This is a genomic window from Mesorhizobium sp. STM 4661 (genome assembly GCF_000359125.1).
Lineage (GTDB): Bacteria > Pseudomonadota > Alphaproteobacteria > Rhizobiales > Rhizobiaceae > Mesorhizobium.
Genome location: NZ_CAAF010000078.1, coordinates 47987 through 68821, shown reverse-complemented (window position 1 = coordinate 68821; position 20835 = coordinate 47987). Strand labels below are relative to the sequence as shown.

21 protein-coding genes are annotated in these 20835 nt (G+C 63.0%); 17 read left to right on the top strand and 4 right to left on the bottom strand.

The window, feature by feature from the left end; genetic code table 11:
• Positions 1–240 precede the first annotated feature (240 nt).
• Positions 241–1518 carry a 4-aminobutyrate--2-oxoglutarate transaminase gene (locus MESS4_RS26685; protein ID WP_006338017.1) on the top strand — a complete coding sequence of 426 codons (1278 nt, stop codon included), beginning with the start codon at positions 241–243 and terminating at the stop codon, positions 1516–1518.
• A gap of 44 nt (positions 1519–1562) precedes the next feature.
• Here the strand turns inward: MESS4_RS26685 and MESS4_RS26680 are convergent, their stop codons facing one another.
• From MESS4_RS26680 to MESS4_RS26670, 3 genes are read right to left on the bottom strand one after another with little or no spacing between them, the layout of a single operon-like run.
• On the bottom strand, positions 1563–1889 hold the full coding sequence (locus MESS4_RS26680) for a type II toxin-antitoxin system RelE/ParE family toxin (RefSeq protein ID WP_006338015.1): 327 nt from the start codon (positions 1887–1889) through the stop codon (positions 1563–1565).
• A gap of 6 nt (positions 1890–1895) precedes the next feature.
• Positions 1896–2126: a type II toxin-antitoxin system ParD family antitoxin gene (locus MESS4_RS26675; RefSeq protein ID WP_036242250.1), complete on the bottom strand. Its 231-nt coding sequence runs from the start codon at positions 2124–2126 to the stop codon at positions 1896–1898.
• A 37-nt stretch (positions 2127–2163) separates the two neighbouring features.
• Positions 2164–3417: an FAD/NAD(P)-binding oxidoreductase gene (locus MESS4_RS26670; RefSeq protein ID WP_006338013.1), complete on the bottom strand. Its 1254-nt coding sequence runs from the start codon at positions 3415–3417 to the stop codon at positions 2164–2166.
• Positions 3418–3853: 436 nt separating this feature from the next.
• Between MESS4_RS26670 and MESS4_RS26665 the strand changes: the two genes are divergently transcribed.
• The 13 genes from MESS4_RS26665 (at position 3854) to MESS4_RS26610 (ending at position 16346) form a co-directional block, all read left to right on the top strand.
• Positions 3854–5143: an imelysin family protein gene (locus MESS4_RS26665; protein ID WP_006338011.1), complete on the top strand. Its 1290-nt coding sequence runs from the start codon at positions 3854–3856 to the stop codon at positions 5141–5143.
• Between the two features lie 94 nt (positions 5144–5237).
• Positions 5238–5549, top strand: coding sequence for a (2Fe-2S)-binding protein (locus tag MESS4_RS32820; RefSeq protein ID WP_006338010.1), 312 nt, complete (start codon positions 5238–5240; stop codon positions 5547–5549).
• Complete coding sequence (gene bfr, locus MESS4_RS26660; RefSeq protein ID WP_006338009.1) at positions 5515–6000, top strand: bacterioferritin; 486 nt, start codon at positions 5515–5517, stop codon at positions 5998–6000. Before MESS4_RS32820 ends, bfr begins: the two co-directional genes overlap by 35 nt.
• Positions 6001–6012: 12 nt before the next feature.
• A complete protein-coding gene (locus MESS4_RS26655) occupies positions 6013–7620 on the top strand; it encodes a di-heme oxidoredictase family protein (protein ID WP_036242248.1) in 1608 nt (535 codons plus the stop codon).
• The gene (locus MESS4_RS26650) at positions 7620–8699 is read left to right on the top strand and encodes an imelysin family protein (protein WP_006338007.1); all 1080 of its coding nucleotides are present in this window, start codon (positions 7620–7622) and stop codon (positions 8697–8699) included. Before MESS4_RS26655 ends, MESS4_RS26650 begins: the two co-directional genes overlap by 1 nt.
• A 12-nt stretch (positions 8700–8711) precedes the next feature.
• Positions 8712–9818, top strand: a complete 1107-nt coding sequence (locus MESS4_RS26645) for a DUF1513 domain-containing protein (protein WP_036242268.1) — start codon at positions 8712–8714, stop codon at positions 9816–9818.
• A gap of 149 nt (positions 9819–9967) precedes the next feature.
• Positions 9968–10660 carry a tRNA (adenosine(37)-N6)-threonylcarbamoyltransferase complex dimerization subunit type 1 TsaB gene (tsaB, locus tag MESS4_RS26640; RefSeq protein WP_006338005.1) on the top strand — a complete coding sequence of 231 codons (693 nt, stop codon included), beginning with the start codon at positions 9968–9970 and terminating at the stop codon, positions 10658–10660.
• Positions 10660–11154, top strand: coding sequence for a ribosomal protein S18-alanine N-acetyltransferase (gene rimI / locus MESS4_RS26635; protein WP_006338003.1), 495 nt, complete (start codon positions 10660–10662; stop codon positions 11152–11154). Before tsaB ends, rimI begins: the two co-directional genes overlap by 1 nt.
• Positions 11155–11337: 183 nt before the next feature.
• The gene (locus tag MESS4_RS26630; protein ID WP_006337991.1) at positions 11338–12138 is read left to right on the top strand and encodes a 1-acyl-sn-glycerol-3-phosphate acyltransferase; all 801 of its coding nucleotides are present in this window, start codon (positions 11338–11340) and stop codon (positions 12136–12138) included.
• Between the two features lie 85 nt (positions 12139–12223).
• Positions 12224–13645: a tRNA (N6-isopentenyl adenosine(37)-C2)-methylthiotransferase MiaB gene (gene miaB / locus MESS4_RS26625; protein WP_006337989.1), complete on the top strand. Its 1422-nt coding sequence runs from the start codon at positions 12224–12226 to the stop codon at positions 13643–13645.
• A gap of 83 nt (positions 13646–13728) precedes the next feature.
• Entirely contained in the window at positions 13729–14721 is a 993-nt protein-coding gene (locus MESS4_RS26620) for a PhoH family protein (protein ID WP_244441231.1), read from the top strand.
• Between the two features lie 17 nt (positions 14722–14738).
• The gene (ybeY, locus tag MESS4_RS26615; protein WP_006337987.1) at positions 14739–15245 is read left to right on the top strand and encodes an rRNA maturation RNase YbeY; all 507 of its coding nucleotides are present in this window, start codon (positions 14739–14741) and stop codon (positions 15243–15245) included.
• 27 nt (positions 15246–15272) lie between these two features.
• Positions 15273–16346 (top strand): hemolysin family protein, encoded by a 1074-nt coding sequence (locus MESS4_RS26610; RefSeq protein WP_006337986.1) that lies wholly within the window; start codon positions 15273–15275, stop codon positions 16344–16346.
• An 85-nt stretch (positions 16347–16431) separates the two neighbouring features.
• Here the strand turns inward: MESS4_RS26610 and MESS4_RS26605 are convergent, their stop codons facing one another.
• Positions 16432–16824, bottom strand: a complete 393-nt coding sequence (locus tag MESS4_RS26605; protein ID WP_006337985.1) for a Rid family hydrolase — start codon at positions 16822–16824, stop codon at positions 16432–16434.
• A 189-nt stretch (positions 16825–17013) separates the two neighbouring features.
• Here MESS4_RS26605 and lnt point away from each other — a divergent pair, with 189 nt between their 5' ends.
• From lnt to metK, 3 genes are all read left to right on the top strand, one after another.
• The gene (gene lnt, locus MESS4_RS26600) at positions 17014–18606 is read left to right on the top strand and encodes an apolipoprotein N-acyltransferase (protein ID WP_006337984.1); all 1593 of its coding nucleotides are present in this window, start codon (positions 17014–17016) and stop codon (positions 18604–18606) included.
• 141 nt (positions 18607–18747) lie between these two features.
• The gene (locus MESS4_RS26595; RefSeq protein ID WP_006337983.1) at positions 18748–19167 is read left to right on the top strand and encodes a helix-turn-helix domain-containing protein; all 420 of its coding nucleotides are present in this window, start codon (positions 18748–18750) and stop codon (positions 19165–19167) included.
• 373 nt (positions 19168–19540) lie between these two features.
• Positions 19541–20830, top strand: a complete 1290-nt coding sequence (gene metK, locus MESS4_RS26590; RefSeq protein WP_006337982.1) for a methionine adenosyltransferase — start codon at positions 19541–19543, stop codon at positions 20828–20830.
• The last annotated feature ends 5 nt before the right edge of the window (positions 20831–20835 follow it).

Below are 20835 nucleotides of genomic sequence, written 5' to 3'. Positions count from 1 at the left end.
GCGCGGGCCGCTCCCTACGGCAAGACGTCGCGGACAAGGGCGAGGATAATTGATCCCCGCAAAAAGGAAACCTCTTCTCGTACGTGTATGGGCGGTTTGGTTAAGCTGCCGGTTGACGCATCGGCGACAGGCCCAATCGCCCGGCGACGGTGCCAACTTGAGGAAAACGTGAAATAAGGTCAGAACAATTCCCGGCAGTCATCCAAACGAGAACGGGCGCCGGCCCGGCGAGGGGCAAAAATGAAGAACTCAGCCATTTCCGAACGCAAGAACCAGTCGATCTCGCGCGGCGTCGGCATGACCACCCAGATCTATGCCGACCGTGCCGAGAATTCGGAGATCTGGGATGTCGAGGGCCGTCGCTATATCGACTTCTCGTCCGGCATCGCCGTCGTCAACACCGGCCATCGCCATCCCAAGGTGATCGAGGCCGTCAAGGCGCAACTCGACCGTTTCACCCACACCTGCCACCAGGTGGTGCCCTATGAGAGCTATATCAGGCTGGCCGAGCGGCTGAACTCCATGCTGCCCGGCAAGTTCGACAAGAAGACGATTTTCGTCACCACCGGCGCCGAGGCGGTCGAGAACGCCATCAAGATCGCCCGCAACGCCACCGGCCGTCCGGCGGTCATCGCCTTTTCCGGCGGCTTCCATGGCCGCACCTTCATGGGCATGGCGCTGACCGGCAAGGTCGTGCCCTACAAGGTCGGCTTCGGCGCCATGCCGGCCGACGTTTTCCACGCGCCGTTCCCGGTGGCGCTGCACGGCGTCTCCGTCGCCGACTCGCTGGCGGCACTCGACCGCTTGTTCAAGGCCGATGTCGACCCGGCCCGTGTCGCCGCCATTATCGTCGAGCCGGTGCAGGGCGAGGGCGGCTTCTACGAGGCGCCGCGCGACTTCATGATGGCGCTGCGCAAGATCTGCGACCAGCACGGCATGCTGTTGATCGCCGACGAGGTGCAGACAGGCTTTGCCCGCACCGGCAAGATGTTCGCCATGGATCATCACGAAGTGGCCGCCGACATCACCACCATGGCGAAAAGCCTGGCCGGCGGCTTTCCGCTGGCGGCGGTTACCGGCCGCGCCGAGATCATGGACGCGCCGAACCCCGGCGGTCTCGGCGGCACCTATGGTGGCAGCCCGATCGGCGTTGCCGCAGCGCACGCCGTGCTCGACGTGATCGACGAGGAAAAGCTTTGCGACCGCGCCAATGCGCTAGGCGCCCGGCTGAAGCAGCGGCTGCAGTCGATCCGCGACGATGTGCCCGAGATTGTCGACATCCGGGGTCCGGGCTTCATGAACGCGGTCGAGTTCAACGATGTAAAGAAGGGCCTGCCCTCGGCAGAAATCGCCAATGCGGTCAGGCTGAAGGCGCTCGACAAGGGCCTGATCCTGCTCACCTGCGGCGTCTATGGCAATGTCATCCGCTTTCTCGCGCCGATCACCATCCAGGACAACGTGATGAACGAAGCGCTCGACATTCTGGAAAGCTCGATCCGCGAAGTGTGCGCTGCCTGAACGGGCAGCGCCTCATCTCCTGGCGGCCTATGCCGAACGTGCCGTCAGGAGTTCGGATTCTGTAACCAGGCCGGAATGTCCATCTTGGCGTGCAGCACCCGCCACACATCGATATGGCCGGTCTGTTCAAGATAGAAAATCAGATATGGATAGCGCTTGAATTGCACGCTACGCAGGCCGGGCAATCCAATTTCGTACCCATACCTCAAAGAGCCGGATGCCGGATGGCTGGCTATCAGTTTGTAGGCATTGTGAAGGTCTTCGACATAGCCCAACGCCACGTGCGAGCCGACTTCGCGTGCATAATAATCAACAGCGTCCTCGATATCCCGCAAAGCAAGGTGTCGAGGAATAATTGCCTTTGTGGCCACCTAATTTTATTGGCCCTGCGCTCGTTTTCGCAGCGCTGCGAAATAGTCGTCGTCAACGGGAGTGCCCGGCGCGGATGACGCGCCCTCAAGGAGCAAACCGCGCAGCCGTTGACGATCCTGATCGTGACGGATCAATTCACGCACATACTCGCTGCTCGTGCCATAGCCGCGATCCGCCACTTGCCGATCGACAAAATGCTTCAAGCTGTCAGGCAGGGAGATATTCATTGTGCTCATTGAGAGATTTTATTGCCTATGGCAAAAATTGGCAACCCTAAGCACTCGCCTTGGCTGGCTCCATGTTCTGGAAGGCGGCCAGCGCCGCCTTCAGCCCATCAGGCCCCTCCGCCACAGTCTGCGGCGGCGGCGAAAAGCCGGCGCCGAGCATCTTGCGGCCGAGCATATGGTCGCCTGGCCGGTTGACTGATTCGATGCCGAGCAGCCGGTTTGCAGCATAGTGGTAGATCGAGAACTTGTTCTCGCCGAGGTCGCCCAGCACGACATGGCTGTCGCCGCCCGAGGTCAGGCCGACCATCTGCAGTTTCATGTCGCCAATGTCGGACCAGAACCACGGCACTGCGGTAAAGGCGTCCGCATGGCCGAGAATGGTGCGCGCGGCAAGCCGCGCCTGATCGGTGGCGTTCTGCACCGATTCCAGCCGCACGTCCGCGCCGGTGAACCAGTGCCGGTAGGAGGCGGCATCGCCGATGGCGAGGATTTCCGGCACCGAGCTCTGCATCTGCTGGTCGACGCGGATGCCGTTGGCGATCGCGATGCCGGCGGCTTGCGCCAGTTCGACATTCGGCACCACGCCGATGCCGATGATGACCATTTGTGCCGGCAGCCTTTCGCCGGACGAGGTCACGGTCGCCGAGACGCGGCCGTTTTCGCCTTCCAGCCGGGCAATTGTGGTGCCGGTGAGAATGCGCACGCCGATGGCTTCCAGCCGCTGCCGCACATGGCTGGCGATGACCGGCGCCACCGCGCGGCCGAGCAGCCGGTCGACGGCTTCGACAACGGTCACCTTGCGGCCGGCCGCCTTGAGCGTCGCGGCGATCTCCAGCCCGATGAAGCCGCCGCCGAGAATAACGGCATCCTCGCTTTGCGCGCTCAGTTCGCGGATCAGCCGGGCGTCGGCGAGCGAGCGCAGCGACACCACGCCGGAAAGATCGGCCCTTGGCAGCGGCAGCATGCGCGGCCGCGAACCGGTCGCCAGGATCAGCCGGTCGAAGGGCAGCGCGCCGCCGCCTGATATTTCCAGCCTTTGGGCCGCGGCATCGATGCCCTCGACCTTGATGCCAGGCCGGTAATCGATGGTGCTGCCGGTGTAAAAGGCCTCGCCGCGCAGCGGCTGCGGTTTGGCTTCCTGGTCCTTGATGAAGGTCTTCGACAGCGGTGGCTTGTGATAGGGCAGCTCGTTCTCGTCACTGACAAGGATCACCGGCCCGTCGTAACCCTCCTCGCGCAGGCTGGCGGCCGCTTGCACGCCCGCGTGACCCGCACCGACAATGACCGCACCGTTCTTCATCGCAGCCCAATTTTCTCATTCGATTCTAGGACGTCCCGCCAGGTGGCGATTGTCTGGCGCCGCCGCAAGAGCCCTGGTCCGGGTCGCACCCGGAACGGCCACCTGTCAATCGTGATCTCGCGGCAAACCTGGCTCCCGAGGCAATTTAAAGTTGATATTTGCAGTTTAGAATTATTCTAAACTGTTGTTTCAATTGATTTTTCTCTTCGATGCCAGTTGACTTCCAGCGCCTTCATCGTTTTATGGGAGCCTGCGCGTCAAGCGCATCCCTTTGATGTCTGGGCCTTGAACCCTTTCGATTGGAGGCATTTCGGTGTCTTTCTTCCGCGAACCGCGCAATGGCGCGGCGTCTCTTGCCTTTGACGGCATGCGAATGCCCTGGGGCCGGTCGGCGCGTGCGCCTTTTACTGAATTTCCAAGGAACTGGAGAACGATGATGACAGTACGCAATGGCGGCCGGCTGGCTGCGATCTGCGCTACCGCTATGTTGACGGCGGCGGTGTTCGTGCTGCCCGCCAAGGCCGAAACCGATGCCAAGGCAGTCATCAAGACCTATTCCGACATCGCGCTGGCCAAATATGAGGATTCGCTGACCACGGCGCAGGCGCTCGACAAGGCGGTCGACGCGCTGCTCGCCAAGCCGTCGGTGGAAACGCTGAACGCCGCCCGCGAGGCGTGGAAAGCGTCGCGCGTTCCCTATCAGCAGACCGAGGTCTACCGTTTCGGCAACAAGATCGTCGACGACTGGGAGGGCAAGGTGAATTCCTGGCCGCTGGACGAAGGCCTGATCGACTATGTCGCCAAGAGCTACGGCACCGAGTCCGACGCAAACTCGCTCTACACCGCCAATGTGATCGCCAATAAGGAGATCGAGATCGACGGCAAGAAGGTCGACGCCACGAACCTGACGCCTGAATTCCTTTCCAGCACGCTGCAGGAGGCCGGCGGCATCGAAGCCAATGTCGCCATCGGCTATCACGCCATCGAATTCCTGCTCTGGGGCCAGGATCTGCACGGCACCGGCCCGGGCGCTGGCGAGCGGCCCTATACGGACTACGACCTTGCCAATTGCACCGGCGGCAATTGCGACCGCCGGGCGCAGTATCTGAAGTCGGCGAGCGACCTGCTGGTTTCCGACCTGCGGGACATGGTCAATGATTGGAAGGAAGGCGGCGCCGCCCGCAAGAACCTCGTCGACGGCGAACCCAATGCCGGCATCTCGACCATCTTCACCGGCATGGGCTCGCTGTCCTATGGCGAACTCGCCGGCGAGCGCATGAAGCTCGGCCTTCTGCTGCACGATCCGGAGGAAGAGCACGACTGCTTCTCCGACAACACCTACAACTCCCATCTCTATGACGCGATCGGCATCCGCGCCGCTTACCATGCCAGCTATGTCAGGCTCGACGGCACCGTGGTCGAGGGGCCGTCGGTGTCCGACATGGTCAAGGCCGCCGATCCGGCGATCGACAAGGAACTGTCGGACAAGCTGGATGTCAGTGTCGCCAAGATGGAGGCGATCAAGGCGCGGGCGGTTGCCGGTGAGGCCTATGACCAGCAGATCGCCGAGGGCAACACCGAGGGCAATGCCGCCGTGCAGGCGGCGATCGGCGCGCTGATCGACCAGACCAAGTCGATCGAACGCGCCGTCGGCGCCCTGAAGCTCAACAGCATCGCCTTCGAGGGCTCCGACAGCCTCGACGCACCGGACAAGGTGTTCCAGTAAGCCTTGAGCACGATCCCGAAGGGCGGACTTTCAGGATCGTCTCCATCAAAACCAGCCACACGGCGCGAGGAACGCCGTCAGCCAGAGCAAATGAATGCTGATCTGCCATTGCAACATCATCACCGAGAAGGAGATTGAGCAGACGATCGTCGGGCTGCTGGATCAGGATCCCTGGCAACTAATCGTGCCGGCGAAGATATATCATGCCATGCAGAAGCGCGGTCGCTGTTGCGGCTGCTTCCCAAATGTGGTCGAAACGATCATTCGGGTAACCGAGAACTACCACGCCCGTTCGGAGGCGAGCGGCGTGGATATCGTTTCACACCTGGATCGCGTCAGAGGCCTGCGCATCCAATACGGGAGCAGAACCCATGAAGGGCGAAAAGCAGATCATCGAGCGGCTTAACGAGGCTCTGTTTCTGGAGCTTGGCGCCGTCAATCAGTACTGGGTGCATTTCCGGCTGTTGGAAGACTGGGGATACGCCAAGCTGGCAAAGAAGGAACGCGCGGAATCGATCGAGGAGATGCACCACGCCGACCGGCTCGTGGCCCGCATCATCTTCCTCGAAGGCCATCCGAACCTGCAGTCCGTGGCGCCGCTGCGCATCGGGCAGAACGTCAAGGAAGTGCTCGAATCCGATCTTGCCGGCGAATATGACGCACGCACCGCCTACAAACGGTCGCGCGAGATTTGTGAAGAAGCAGGCGACTACGTGTCGATGAAACTGTTCGAGGATTTGCTGTCGGACGAGGAAGGTCACATCGACTTCCTCGAGACGCAGCTCGACCTGCTCGCCTCGATCGGCGAGGAAAAATACGGCCAGCTCAACGCCGCATCGGCGGACGAATCGGAGTAAGGACATGCGGGAATGCGGCGCCCCCTAGGATTCTTGCGCCGCTTGCGGCGGGCCGGGAACTCCGGCCTGCCGTCCCAGCAAAACCCGCGATATGGATTGCTTCGCGGGCTTTCGCTTGCCGTTTTGGCGTCGCTTGCCGCCTCGGCACTGGCCGGCTCGCCGGAACCGGCGGGCCTCGCCACCAGCCGCACCGATCTGACGCCGAAGGATCTGAGGCGCGTCATTGCCGTCACCCGGCCGACGTCGGATTTTTCCAAGCCCGAGCAATTCGAGTTGATGCAGGGCGGCGCCGGCACGTCGCGGAAGGACGTCAACCGCGACGCCTTCTCGCAATCCTCCGCCAACATCACCTTCGAGGAGGAAGGCACGTTCAAGCTCGGCAACGCCCTTTTCCGCAAGAACTGGGTGTCCTCGCCCTCCTCGACGCAGGCCTCGGACGGGCTTGGCCCGCTGTTCAACGAACGGGCCTGCCAGAATTGTCATCTGAAGGACGGTCGCGGCCGTCCGCCGGAAGGAGACGCGGGCACCACCTCGATGTTCCTGCGGCTGGCTCGCGATGCGGGCAATGAGGAGGAGAAAGCCGCGCTCGCCGACCGCAAGGTGCTCAACTTCCCCGATCCGGTCTACGGCTCGCAACTGCAGGAACTGGCGGTGCCGGGCCTCAAGGGCGAAGGCAGGATGCATGTCGACTATCAGGAACACAAGGTGACGCTCGGCGACGGCAGCGTCGTTTCGCTGCGCAAGCCCAGCTATTCGGTCGATGGCCTGGCATACGGGCCGCTCGATCCGCGCACCACATTGTCGCCGCGTCTCACGCCGCCGATGATCGGCCTCGGCCTGATCGAGCAGATCGCGCCGGCCGACATCCTTGCCCATGCCGATCCGGACGACCGCGACAATGACGGCATCTCGGGCAAGCCCAACATCGTGCGTGACAGCCGGAGCAGCGAGCTGACGCTTGGCCGCTTTGGCTGGAAGGCGCAGAAGCCGTCGATCCGCGAGCAGGCGGCGGGCGCATTCTCGGGCGACATTGGCATCTCGACGCCCGAAATGCCGAAAAGCGAGGGCGACTGCACCGCCGCCGAAGAGGCGTGTCTTGCCATGCCGAACGGTGTGCAGAAGCGCCTCGGTCCGGTCGAGGCGCCGCCGCCGGTCATGGATCTCGTCACCTTCTATTCGCAAAACCTGGCGGTGCCGGCGCGGCGCGATCTCGACACACGGCAAGTGCTCGCCGGCAAGAAGCTGTTCTACGACATGGGCTGCATTTCCTGCCACACGCCGAAATTCGTCACCCGTCGCGACGCGCCCAACAAGGCGCAGGCCTTCCAGCTGATCTGGCCCTATTCCGACTTCCTGCTGCACGACATGGGGCCGGACCTCGCCGATGGGCAGGCCGTGGGCGAGGCCACGGGCAGCGAATGGCGGACCCCGCCACTATGGGGCGTCGGCCTGACCAAGACGGTCAACGGCAACAATTTTTTCCTGCATGACGGGCGCGCCCGCACCTTGGCCGAGGCGATTCTTTGGCATGGCGGCGAGGCGCAGAAGGCGCGCGACCGCTTTGCCGCCGCCGATGCGGCCGACCGCGATGCGCTGGTGAAATTCCTGGAGTCGCTCTGATGCTGAAACGTTTTTTGCCTGCTCTTGTTCTACCGCTGGTTCTGCTCGGTGCCCACCCGGCGTCGGCGGCGGTGAACGCCTCCGAAATCATCCAGCGAGCGATCGACGGCTTCGTCCGTCCGGCCTATGCCGGCCTGCACCAGCACGCTGAAGCCTTGACCAAATCGATGCGCAATCTGTGCGCCGCGCCTTCGCAGAAGGAGCTCGATGCGGCGCGTGCCGAGTTCTCGGCCACCGTCGATGCCTGGTCGGTCGCCGAGATCATCGGCTTCGGGCCGATCAAGGAGAACAACCGGCTGGAACGCATGCTTTACTGGCCGGATCGGAAAAGCATCGGCCTGAGGCAGGTGCAGGCGGCATTGGCGGGGAAGGATCCGACCGCCACCGATCCGGTACAATTGGCCGGCAAGAGCGTCGCCATGCAAGGGCTCGGCGCGCTGGAATTCGTGCTTTACGGCGATGGCGCGGAAACGCTCGCCGGCAAGGACGATCCCTATCGTTGCGCCTATGGCGCGGCTGTCGCCGGCAATATCGAGACGATTGCCGCCGATGTCAGCGACGCCTGGAACAAGCCTGATGGCTTTGCCGCGCTCTGGGCCAATCCGGGGCCGCAAAATGCGCTCTACCGCGACGGTACCGAAGCGGTGACCGAATTGGTCGGCGTCTTCATCAACGAGCTGGAGATGATCCGCGACGTGCGGCTGAAAGGGTTCTTCGGCGGCAATCCGAAGGCCGACAAGCCCAAACAGGCGATCTATTGGCGTTCGCAAAACACCACCGCGTCACTGGCTGGAAATCTGTCGGGCATGGATGCACTGTTTGAGGCCTCAAAACTTGGCGATGCTTTGCCGGAGGATGCGCGCTGGATGGCGGAATCGATCCATATCCAGCTGGTCAACGGTGTCGCGACCGCGAAGTCGGTCCAGGGTCCGATCGACAAGGCGCTCGCCGATTCCGCACTGCGCGACAAGCTCGATCATTTCTCGCTGATCACCTCAAGCTTGACGACCCTGATCGGCACCAGGCTGACCGCCGAGTTCGGACTGACCGCAGGCTTCTCCTCGCTGGACGGAGACTGAACCATGGTTGCGATGCGCACGCCTTTGGTCGACCGCCGCGATTTCCTGAAGGCCGCAGGCGCGGGTTTTATCGCGGCGATGGCGCCGTCGGCCTGGGTAAAGACGCTTGGCACGGATGCCGTCTTTGCCACCGCCTTCGTCAAGCGCGACGGCAGCTATGGCGTCGCCATCCTGTCCGAGGCCGGCAAGCTGCTGCACGCGATCGACCTGCCCGACCGCGGCCACGACGTCACCTTCGATCCGGTGTCGAAGCGCTCGGTGGTCTTCGCCAGGCAGCCCGGCACCTTTGCCGTGGTCTTCGACCACACCGGCCGCGCCGCGCCGCTGACCATCGCCAGCATCCCCGGCCGGCATTTCTTCGGCCATGGCGTGTTTTCGACCGACGGTGCGCTGCTCTACGCCACCGAGAACGATTTCGACAATGCCGCCGGCGTCGTCGGCGTCTACGACGCGCGCGAAAAATTCAAGCGCATCAGTGAGTTCCCGACCTACGGAATGGGGCCGCACGAGCTTTTGCTGCTGGGCGATGGCCGAACGATCGCCGTCGCCAATGGCGGCATCGAGACCCATCCGGACTATGGCCGCGCCGAGCTCAACATCGCGACGATGAAGCCGTCCTATGTGCTGGTCGACAGGATCACCGGCGACCTGGTTGAAAAGCACGAACTACCGGCCGCACTTCACCAACTATCGATCCGTCACATGGATGCCGACCAATCCGGCACGATCTGGTTCGGTTGCCAGTACCGGGGGCCGGGCACCGATCATCCGCTGCTGGTCGGCCGCGCCGCGCACGGCAAGGAATTGCAATTGCTCGACATGCCGCGGGACGTGCTCTCGGGCTTCAGGAACTATATAGGTTCGGTCGCTGCGAACCCTGCCGCCGGCACCGTCGCCGTGTCCTCGCCCGAAGGCAATTCACTGGCCGTCATCGACGCGGCCAGTGGTCGCATCCTTGCCACCAGCGCACTGGTCGAAGTCTGTGGCGTGGCGCCGGATGGAAAGAGCTTCATGGCAACGACAGGCACGGGCGAAATCGTCGAAGCTGGCGGTGCGACACGCTCCGAGCCGGACTATGTCTGGGACAACCATATGTTGCGCATCGAGCAGGTCGCATAGCGCTCCTGGTTATGTTCGTCGAACGTTACCTTCGGACTAGGTCGAAGCGAAGCCGTCAAACGATTTATGCATTATCCCCTTGCGGGGACGGGCCATGGCAGGCAGAGGGGAACCACTGTTTTCGAACCCATGCTCCAACCGGCCGCCTGATGAAGTTGCTTGCCATCGACTGCGCCGCCAATCTTTGCGCTGCCTGCGTCTATGACGCGGCGGCCGGCAAAGAGCTTGGCCGTTCGGTGCTTGATCTCGGCAAGGGCCATGCCGAGCATCTGATGGCAATCATCGATGAGGCCCTGAAGGCCGGTGGAACCGGCTATGCCGGCCTTGGCGCCATCGCCGTCTCCGTCGGCCCAGGTTCCTTCACCGGCCTGCGTGTCGGCGTGTCGGCGGCGCGCGGCCTGGCGCTGGCGCTGAAAATCCCGGCGATCGGCGTGACAACGCTGGAAGCGCTGGCGGCCGAGGCTGTAGCGACATTTCCCGGCCGCGCGGTGCTCTCCGCCCTCGACGCCGGGCGCGAGGAAATCCACGCGGCATTTTACGACGAAGGCTCGGTTCTGCGCTATGGTCCGGCGGTGACCACGCTTTCGCAAGCCGTCGCCATGGCGGTTGACGGTTTTCCGGTTCTTGCCGGCACGGCGGCAACGCAGATCGCCGCGGCGGCCGGCCGCACCTTGGACATCGGCCCGACAAGCGCTACCGCCGACATCGCCGTCTATGCCCGGCTGGCCGCCGCCCAAAGTACCGGCAAAAAGCGCGAAGACGAAAAGCCAAAGCCGCTCTATTTGCGCGGCGCCGATGCAAAGCCGCAGGCTGGTTTTATGTTACCAAGGCAGAAAAACTGATGCGCATTCCCTTCCTCCAGCCGCGCCGCAGGGACTACGCGCTCGTGCCGCTGACGATTGCCGACAGCCCGGCTGTTTCCGCGCTGCATCGCGAGGATTTCGTCCGGCCCTGGACAGACGGCGAATTCGCCGCGCTGCTCGAGCAGGACACCGTGTTCGGCTACGCCGCGCGCGAGACCGGGCAGGGCGCCAAGCCGCCGGTCGGCTTCGTGCTGGCGCGGTTGGCGGCCGGCGAAGGCGAGATACTCACTGTCGCGGTGGCGCGCTCCCACCGCCGCCAGGGGCTCGGCTGGCAATTGATGGATGCCGTGCTGCGCGAGCTGCATGCGCAGCGTGCCGAAGCGCTTTTCCTCGAGGTTGACGAGACCAACGTCGCCGCCATCGCGCTCTACAGGCGGCTGGGCTTCCGCGAGGTCGGCAAGCGCGCCAATTACTACAGATCGGCGGAGCACGGCCCCACCGGCGCGCTTGTCATGCGCCGCGATCTTCGCTAGCGCAGGCCCGAAAGTGGACGCACGTCGTTCTAGAGAAATTCCAGGAAAAGTGTGAAACGGTTTTCCCGGGAAAAGCGCGTAGCGCTTTCCCTAGGGAATTGCGTAAAAACAAAGAGATAGAGCGGTTCGGCGTTTCCGTGAAACGATGAACCGCTCTAGAAGCCGGGGCAGGGCCAGGACCGCATGATCGGAAAAATCAGGATTTTCCTGGCGCTGGGCCTCGTCATCGCCGGCTCGTTGATTCTCGTGCCATTGCAGATACTGTCGATGAAGACCGGTTGGTGGCCGGAAACGTTCATCCTCAAGATCTGGCATAGGCTGATCGTCAGGGCGCTGGGCATGCGCATCCACGTCAGGGGTGCGCTGTCCGACAAGCGTCCGCTGCTGGTTGCGTCCAACCACATCTCCTGGACCGACATCATGGTGCTCGGCTCCATGGTCGACGTGAAGTTCATCGCCAGGGCTGACATGGAAGGGTGGCCGCTGATCGGCATGCTGTCGAAGCTGCAGCGCACCGTCTTCATCGAGCGCGAGCGCAAGCGCTCGTCGGGCGATCAGGCGAGCGAGATCGCCAACCGCATGGCCAAGGGCGACGCCATGGTGCTGTTTGCCGAAGGCTCGACCGGCGACGGCAACATGGTCCTGCCGTTCAAGAGCACGCTGTTCGGCGCCGCTTCTATGGCAATCTCCGAAGGAGCGGCGGAACAGGTCTTCATCCAGCCGGTGGCGATCGTCTATACGCGCCTGCACGGCGTGCCGCTCGGCCGCCGGCACCGGCCGATTGCCGCCTGGATCGGCGATCAGGATCTGATGCCGCACCTCAAGGTGCTGATGGCTGAAGGCGGGCTCGACGTCGAGGTGCATTTCGGCGAGCCGGTTGCCTTTTCCAAGGGCTCCAACCGCAAGGAAACGGCAAGGCTGATGGAAAGCCAGGTGCGTGACATGATGCGGGCGGCGCTCGCCGACCCGCGCCCGAGCCGGTAAGCCGCAAAAGCGTCCAAGAGGAGGCGCGGCGCTGTAGAGCAGAATCGTCTGTTTTTTGTCACCAAAAGGCGTTAGAAGCCGCCGGATGGACTTGAACGAGATCACGATAGAGCGGGACGACGTCGGCACTGTAGCCGGGGCCGTACAATCCGCCCCTGCCAAAAAGGTCTTCGTCAAGACCTATGGCTGCCAGATGAACGTCTACGATTCGCAGCGCATGACCGATGCGCTGGCGGCCGACGGCTATGTCGCGACCGATGCCATCGGCGAAGCCGATCTGGTGCTGCTCAATACGTGCCATATCCGTGAAAAGGCGGCGGAAAAGGTCTATTCCGAACTCGGCCGTATCCGCGAGATGAAGGCCGAACGGGCTCAGACCGGCCGCGAGATGCTGATCGGCGTCGCCGGTTGCGTGGCGCAGGCCGAGGGGGCCGAGATCATCCGTCGCTCGCCGGCCGTCGATCTGGTCATCGGCCCGCAGACCTACCACCGTCTGCCCGATGTCCTGGCACGGGTGCGAGGCGGCGAAAAGATCGTCGAGACCGACTACGCCATCGAGGACAAATTCGATCATTTGCCGCAGCCCAGGCGCGCCGAAATCATCAAGCGTGGCGTCACCGCGTTCCTGACCGTGCAGGAGGGCTGCGACAAGTTCTGCACCTTCTGCGTCGTGCCCTATACGCGGGGCTCCGAGGTTTCACGGCCGGTGGCGCAGATCGTCGCCGAGGCCGAACGGCTGGCGGCAGCCGGGGTGCGCGAGGTGACGTTGCTTGGCCAGAACGTCAATGCCTGGCACGGCCAGGGCGAAGCCAAAGGGGGCAAGACCGAGGAATGGGGCCTGGGCCGGCTGCTGTTCAGGCTGGCCGAGATCCCCGGCCTGGGACGGCTGCGCTACACCACCAGCCATCCGCGCGACATGGACGACGAGCTGATATCAGCCCACCGCGACTTGCCCGCGCTGATGCCGTATTTGCATCTGCCGGTGCAGTCGGGCTCGGATCGCATCCTCAAGGTGATGAACCGCCGGCACACGGCAAAAGACTATCTGACGCTGCTCGACCGCATCCGTGCCGCGCGGCCGGATATCGCGCTTTCCGGTGATTTCATCGTCGGCTTCCCCGGCGAGACGGAAGCGGATTTCGAGGCGACGATGGAACTGGTGCGCCAGGTCAGCTACGCCTCGGCCTTCTCGTTCAAATATTCGCCGCGACCGGGCACACCGGGCGCCGAGATGGCCGACCATGTGCCGGAAGCTGTCAAGGACGAGCGCCTGCAGCGGCTGCAGGCCCTGCTCCTGAAACAGCAGCAGGATTTCGGCTTGAGCCTGGTCGGCAGGACCATCGATACACTGATCGAGAAGCCGGGCCGCCAGGCTGGCCAGAAGGTCGGCCGCTCGCCCTGGTTGCAGCCGGTTATTGTTGATGAAAAGGCCGGCGAAATCGGTGACATTATCCAGGTACGAATCACGAAGACGGGCTACAACAGCCTGTTCGCCGAATTGGCCTGAAGGTCTCGGCAGATGAGGAGAGACGGTTGAGCGCTGCGGAAGTGAAGAACCTGCCCCAGAACCTGCAATCTGGGGCCTCGGATATGGCGCACATCGTTCTGACTTTCGACAACAACAAGCTTGCCAGCGCCCTTTACGGCCAGTTCGACGAGAATCTGGCCCGGCTCGAGCAGAAGCTCGGCGTCGACATCCGCTCGCGCGGCAACCAGCTGACCATCAAGGGGTCCGCCTCGGCCGCCGAGCAGGCACGCCGCGCTTTGGATAATCTCTACGGCATTCTGCAGAAAGGTGTCGACATCGGTCAGTCGGACGTCGACGGCGCGGTGCGCATGGCGATCGCCGCCGACGATCAGCTGACGCTGCCGACGCTGGAGCGCAAGGGCAAGGTGTCCGCGGCCCAGATATCGACGCGCAAGAAGACGATCTACGCCCGCTCGCTCAACCAGGACGCCTATATGCGCGCACTGGAGCGGTCCGAACTCGTCTTCGGCATCGGCCCGGCCGGCACCGGCAAGACCTTTCTGGCGGTGGCGCATGCGGCGATGCTGCTCGAGCGCGGCATGGTCGAGCGCATCATCCTCTCGCGGCCCGCCGTCGAGGCCGGCGAGCGGCTTGGCTTCCTGCCCGGCGACATGAAGGAAAAGGTCGATCCCTATCTGCGGCCGCTCTATGACGCGCTTTACGACATGATGCCGGCCGACAAGGTCGAGCGGGCGATTGCCGCCGAGGTGATCGAGATCGCGCCGCTGGCCTTCATGCGCGGCCGCACGCTGGCGCACGCCGCCGTCATCCTCGACGAGGCGCAGAACACCACGCCGATGCAGATGAAGATGTTCCTGACCCGCCTAGGCGAAAACTCGCGCATGATCGTCACCGGCGATCCGACCCAGATCGACCTGCCCACGAACACCAAATCCGGCCTCGTCGAGGCGTTGCGCATCCTGGATGGCGTGCCGGGCGCGGTGACCGTGCGCTTCAATGACGGCGACGTGGTTCGCCACCCGCTCGTCGCGGAAATTGTCAGGGCCTATGACAGGGACGGCAAGCTGGCGCGCGGCCTGGGCGCCGAGAGTTGATGTGACGATGCGGCCTCATGGCTGACGACAGAAAGTCCGGCGGCGGGGATTTTTCGGTTCCCGTCGACATCGATATCTCTGTCGAAGCCGGCGACTGGCCCTATGAGGCAGCGCTGACGCTGCTGGTCGATCGCGCCGTTGCCGCCGCCTTTGCCGAAACCGCGGTGGCGGGTCGTTCCGAACTCAGCATCGTCTTTTCCGACGATGCCCATATTCGCACGCTCAATGCCGGCTGGCGCGGCAAGGACAAACCGACCAACGTCTTGTCTTTCCCGGCGTTTCCTTTTCCAAAAGGCGGTCCGCTGCCGCCGATGCTGGGCGACATCGTACTGGCTGCCGAGACTGTTGCGCGCGAAGCGACCCTGGAAGACAAGCCTGTCGAGAACCATATCACCCATCTCGTCATCCACGGCCTGCTGCACTTGCTGGGCTACGATCACGAGACCGACGCCGAAGCCGAGGAAATGGAAGCGATCGAGCGCTCGGCACTTGCGAGGCTTGCCATTCCCGATCCCTACGCGTAACTAAAAAGACCAATTGACCGGACGACAATGAACGACAAACCAGAAACTGCCGCCCGCCCCGACGCCGGCAGTGCGACCAAGCCTTCCGAAACGGCGGAAGAGGGCTCGAGTCCGAGTACCACGACCGGCAGCATCGCCAGCGAGCCATCGCCTGCCGGTCCTTCCCTGTTCGATCGCGTGCTCGGCCTGTTCAGGCAACGCAACGGCACCAGCCTGCGTGAGGAGATCGCTGGCGCGCTCGCCGAAACGACGAGCGATGCGGAATCTTTTTCGCCCGGCGAGCGGGCCATGCTCAACAACATCCTGCGCTTGCGCGAGGTGCGCGTCGAGGACGTCATGGTGCCGCGCGCCGACATCGAGGCGGTCGAGATCACCACGACGCTCGGCGATCTTCTGGGGCTGTTCGAGCAGTCCGGCCATTCCCGCATGCCGGTCTATTCCGAGACGCTTGACGATCCGCGCGGCATGGTTCACATCCGCGACGTGCTGGCCCACATCACCAAGATCGCCCGCGTCAAGAAGGGCAGGACGACCAGGAAGACGCCGGTCGCGACGGTTCTCGATCTCGCCAAGGTCGATCTCGCGCGCACCATCGGCGACCTGAACCTGATCCGCCCGGTGCTGTTCGTGCCGCCGTCCATGCTCGCCTCCGATCTCATGGGACGGATGCAGACGACGCGCACCCAGATGGCGCTGGTCATCGACGAGTATGGCGGCACCGACGGCCTCGCCTCGCTGGAGGACATCGTCGAGATGGTGGTCGGCGATATCGAGGACGAGCATGACGACGACGAGCCGATGATCACCCAGACCGGCGAGGGCGTGTTCGTCGTCGATGGCAAGGCCGAGATCGATGAGGTCACCAAGATGATCGGCGAGGATTTTGCCGCCGGCGAGCATGGCGAATATGTCGACACCATCGGCGGCATGATCTTCAACACGCTTGGCCGTGTTCCTGCGCGCGGCGAAGTGGTGCAGGCCATACCCGGCTTCGAATTCCATGTGCTGGATGCCGATCCGCGCCGGGTCAAGCGCGTGCGCATCGTGGAGACCCAGAAGGGCGAGCGCCGCCGGCGCGCCGCCCGCGCCGAGCAGGCCTGAGAATCGGTCGCGTGACAGTCGACGACCCGTTCAGGCATTCGGTCCTTGGTTCGGGGATTTTCTACAGGGCGCCGCGAATATTGGCTCATTGCGGCTTTCGCGCGACGACTCTTAACTCAACGACAACGCCTTCGGATGCAAATCCCCCAACCTCGATTGCGGTCCAGGCCGGATATGGCTCACGAACATATTGGGCGCGTATGGACTTGAACTGCTCCAGATGGTCTCGCAGCCCTACATGGTAGGAGGTCATTTCCACCACGTCCTCGAAGCGCATTCCAGCTTCAGCGAGAACCATGTTGACCTGGGAAAATGCTTCGTGGATCTGCTCCGAAGGGACTGCGGACAATTCACCGTCGAGAGACATTCCGTTGATGCCGGTCAGAAAGACGAAACCATCGCATTCCAAACCCGGCGACATGCGCCAGTTTTCGTACAGGGATTTCATCCTCGCGGGGATTATTGCGCGCTTGACCATGGTTCCTGCTTAACAGCCAAGACCATTTCTCTCAACGACTGCTCTGGGGTGGCTTTCATAGCTGACAGGCTTGCAATGGGCGCGAGCCGAAATTCAAACCGAGACGTTCGCTAGTGGGGGCATCGTTTGGCGCCCGGAGCGCGGCCTGATAAATCTTGCTTCCTGATTCGCGCGACTCGGGAAGTGTGCATGGAGCGCCTGGCCGGCCGGATAATTCTGCTATGGGGTTGGCGGCGCGCACTGGTGGCGTTCCTTGCCGGGGCGCTGGCGGTTCTTGCCCAGGCGCCCTACGATTTCTTCGCGGTCTGTTTCGTTTCGTTTCCGCTGCTGGTCTGGCTGCTCGACGGCGCCACCGGCGAAGCTTCCGACGGCTGGCTCAGGCGCCTGCGGCCGGCTTTCGCCATCGGCTGGTGGTTCGGTTTCGGCTATTTCCTCGCCGGCCTGTGGTGGATCGGCTCGGCGCTTCTGGTCGAGGCCGACAGCTTCGCCTGGGCGCTTCCCTTCGCCGTGGTCGGGATTCCACTGGCGCTCGCCTTCTTCTACGGCTTCGCGACGGTGGTTGCCCGGCTTCTGTGGAGCAACGACATCGGCCGCATCGCCGCCCTCGCCTTCGGTTTTGCCCTGGCGGAATGGCTGCGCGGCTTCCTGTTCACCGGCTTTCCCTGGAATGCAATCGGCTACGCCGCGATGCCGGTGCCCTTGCTGATGCAGAGCGTGTCGGTGACCGGCATGGTCGGCATGAACGCGCTGGCGGTCTTCGTCTTCGCACTGCCCGCCCTGCTTGCGGCGCGCCGGCATGTCCGCCTGGGCGCCGCACTGCTTGTCGTCGTCGTCGCGGCTCATGTCGGCTTCGGCTATGTCAGGCTAGCCGCTCCGGAGAAGCCGGCCGAGCGGAGCCTCGATGTCCGTATCGTGCAGCCGGCCGTCGACCTCTCGGAGAAGTGGGACGCTTCGGTGCGCGACCGCATTTTCGCCACCATGATGGGGCTCTCGGCCAAGACGCCCGAGCCCGGCCATGAAAAGCCGCAATTGATCCTGTGGCCGGAAACCTCCGTGCCGTTTCTTCTGACCGAACGTCCCGATGCGCTGACCGCGCTGGGGGATATGCTCGGCGACGGCCAGTTGCTGATCGCCGGCGTCGTCCGGGAGGAGGGCGGCTCGGCGGCCAATGCCGACGCCCGGTACTACAATTCCGTGGTGGCCATCGACGACAAGGGCGAAATCGCCGACGCCGTCGACAAGGTTCACCTGGTGCCGTTTGGAGAATATCTGCCTTTCGCCGAATTGCTTGGCCGCTTCGGGCTCGAGCAGTTGGTCGCCGGGCCGACGAATTTCGCGGCGGGCAATGAACGGCATCCGATTGCGCTTCCCGGCGGCATACGCGCGCTTCCGTTCATTTGCTATGAAGTTATCTTTCCCGATCTGGTAGCAGTTGACGCTACGTCAGCCGAGCTTATTGTGAACCTCACGAACGATGCGTGGTTCGGGGACACGCCAGGCCCCTACCAGCATTTCAGACAGGCGCAGGTTCGTGCGGTGGAGAACGGGGTGCCCCTCTTGCGCGCAGCCAATAACGGCATTTCCGCGGTGGTCGATCCGCGTGGGCGCATCGTCGACGCGCTGGCGATCGACGCCCGCGGGGCCATCGATGTGCGTGTGCCGATTTCCAATCAAGCCATCGTCTCCTCCGGCCAAAGACGCATTAACGGAATGCTGATCATGTTGCTGTTTGCCCTAACGGCATGCGCATTGAATGTAAGGCAAAGGCTACGGGTGAATTGACAGTCGACACATTAGAAACTCATACTGTAAGCGCCTGAAATTTCTCGAAGTCGGTGGGTCGTTGTGTTGGGGCACAGGCCGCCGGCTTCGTTTGGGCGAGAAAAAATAGAAAAAGCCGGAAAAATTCGGCGAGGAAAAATAATGACAGAAGAGAACAAGAAGAAACCGAATCCTATCGACATCCATGTCGGAAGTCGTGTCAGGCTTCGGCGCAATATGTTGGGAATGAGTCAGGAAAAGCTGGGCGAGAACCTCGGCATAACCTTTCAGCAGATACAGAAATACGAAAAGGGGACCAATCGCGTCGGCGCCAGCCGCTTGCAGGCAATCGCCTCGATTCTTGGCGTGCCTGTCGCCTTCTTTTTCGAGGATGCGCCAGGCCAGGAGGCCGTGGGTAACCGCGGGTTTGCCGAAGACACATCGATGACTTTTGCCGTCGAATTCTGCGGCAGCCCGGAAGGGCTCCAGCTCAACCGGGCCTTCGTCAAGATCGCCGACGTAAAGGTTCGCCGCAAGATCATCGAGTTGGTGAAAGCCCTTTCCGTCGATGAAGTTGATTGATCTGGAAGTTGATTGACCTGGCGGGCTGTTGAAGGGGTCGAAAAAGACCGGGGCGTCGCAGCGGGGTATGCAAATTTCCGCGGTCGCGTGCATCGTGGAATTTGCATTCCACGGGCATGGCGGAATGGGGATCGATTTTGCTCGACACGCATCCCCAAAGCCCTTTTTCTTGCAGCCTGCGAAAGGTAGGGGACGACGGCGGCGCCTTGCCGCCGTCTAGGGATACGAACATAAAGATAATAGGATATGAAGATAATAGCATAGAAATTCACGTCAGAGCGGCCACGCCGCTTGACGAGCGGCGGCTGGCACCGCTAACACGTGGCGCGCCTGGATCGGCAGCCTGCCGATATTTTTTCAAGAGGGGACACCCGTGACGCGGCAGAACTATTTCTTTACCTCGGAATCCGTTGCCGAGGGTCATCCCGACAAGGTTTGTGATCGTATCTCCGACGAGATCGTCGATCTGGTCTATCGTGAGGCCAGGAAGACCGGCATGGATCCCTGGAAAGTCCGCGTCGCCTGCGAAACGCTGGCGACCACGAACCGCGTCGTCATCGCCGGCGAAGTGCGCGTCCCCGAGACACTGCTCAAGAAGGACAAGGAAGGCAACATCCTGAAGGATGCCGCCGGCCATCCGATCGTCAATCCGGCGAAGTTCAAGTCGGTCGCCCGCAAGGCCATCCGCGAAATCGGCTACGAACAGGCCGGCTTCCACTGGAAGACGGCCAAGATCGAGGTTCTGCTGCACGGCCAGTCGCCGGACATCGGCCAGGGCGTCGACAATGCCTCCGACCGACAGGGCGAGGAAGGGGCCGGCGACCAGGGCATCATGTTCGGCTATGCCTGCCGCGAAACGCCGGACCTGATGCCGGCGCCGATCTACTACAGCCACAAGATCCTCGAACTGCTGGCCACCGCGCGCCATGAGGGCAACGGCGATGCCGGCCGGCTTGGCCCGGATGCCAAGAGCCAGGTCACCGTCCGCTATGTCGACGGCAAGGCGGCCGAGGCCACGCAGATCGTGCTGTCGACCCAGCATCTCGATGCGACTTGGGATTCGAAGAAGGTCCGCAAGGTCGTCGAACCCTATATCCGCGAGGCGCTGGGCGAGCTGAAGATCGCCGACACCTGCAACTGGTATATCAACCCGACGGGCAAGTTCGTCATCGGCGGCCCTGACGGCGACGCCGGCCTTACCGGCCGCAAGATCATCGTCGACACCTACGGCGGTGCTGCGCCCCATGGCGGCGGTGCTTTCTCCGGCAAGGACACCACCAAGGTCGACCGCTCCGCCGCCTATGCGGCGCGTTACCTCGCCAAGAACGTGGTGGCGGCCAAGCTCGCCGACCGCTGCACCATCCAGCTTTCCTACGCCATCGGCGTCGCCCAGCCGCTCTCGGTCTATGTCGACCTGCACGGTACAGGCAAGGTCGATGAGGCAAGGCTCGAGCAGGCATTGCGCAGCGTGATGGACCTGTCGCCGTCAGGCATCCGCCGTCACCTCGATCTCAACAAGCCGATTTACGCCAAGACGTCGTCCTACGGCCATTTTGGCCGCAAGGCCGGCCGCGACGGCTCCTTCTCCTGGGAAAAGACCGATCTCGCCAAGGCGCTCAAGGACGCACTCGCCGAAACGGCCGCCGAAGCAGTCGCCGCCTAACCGCG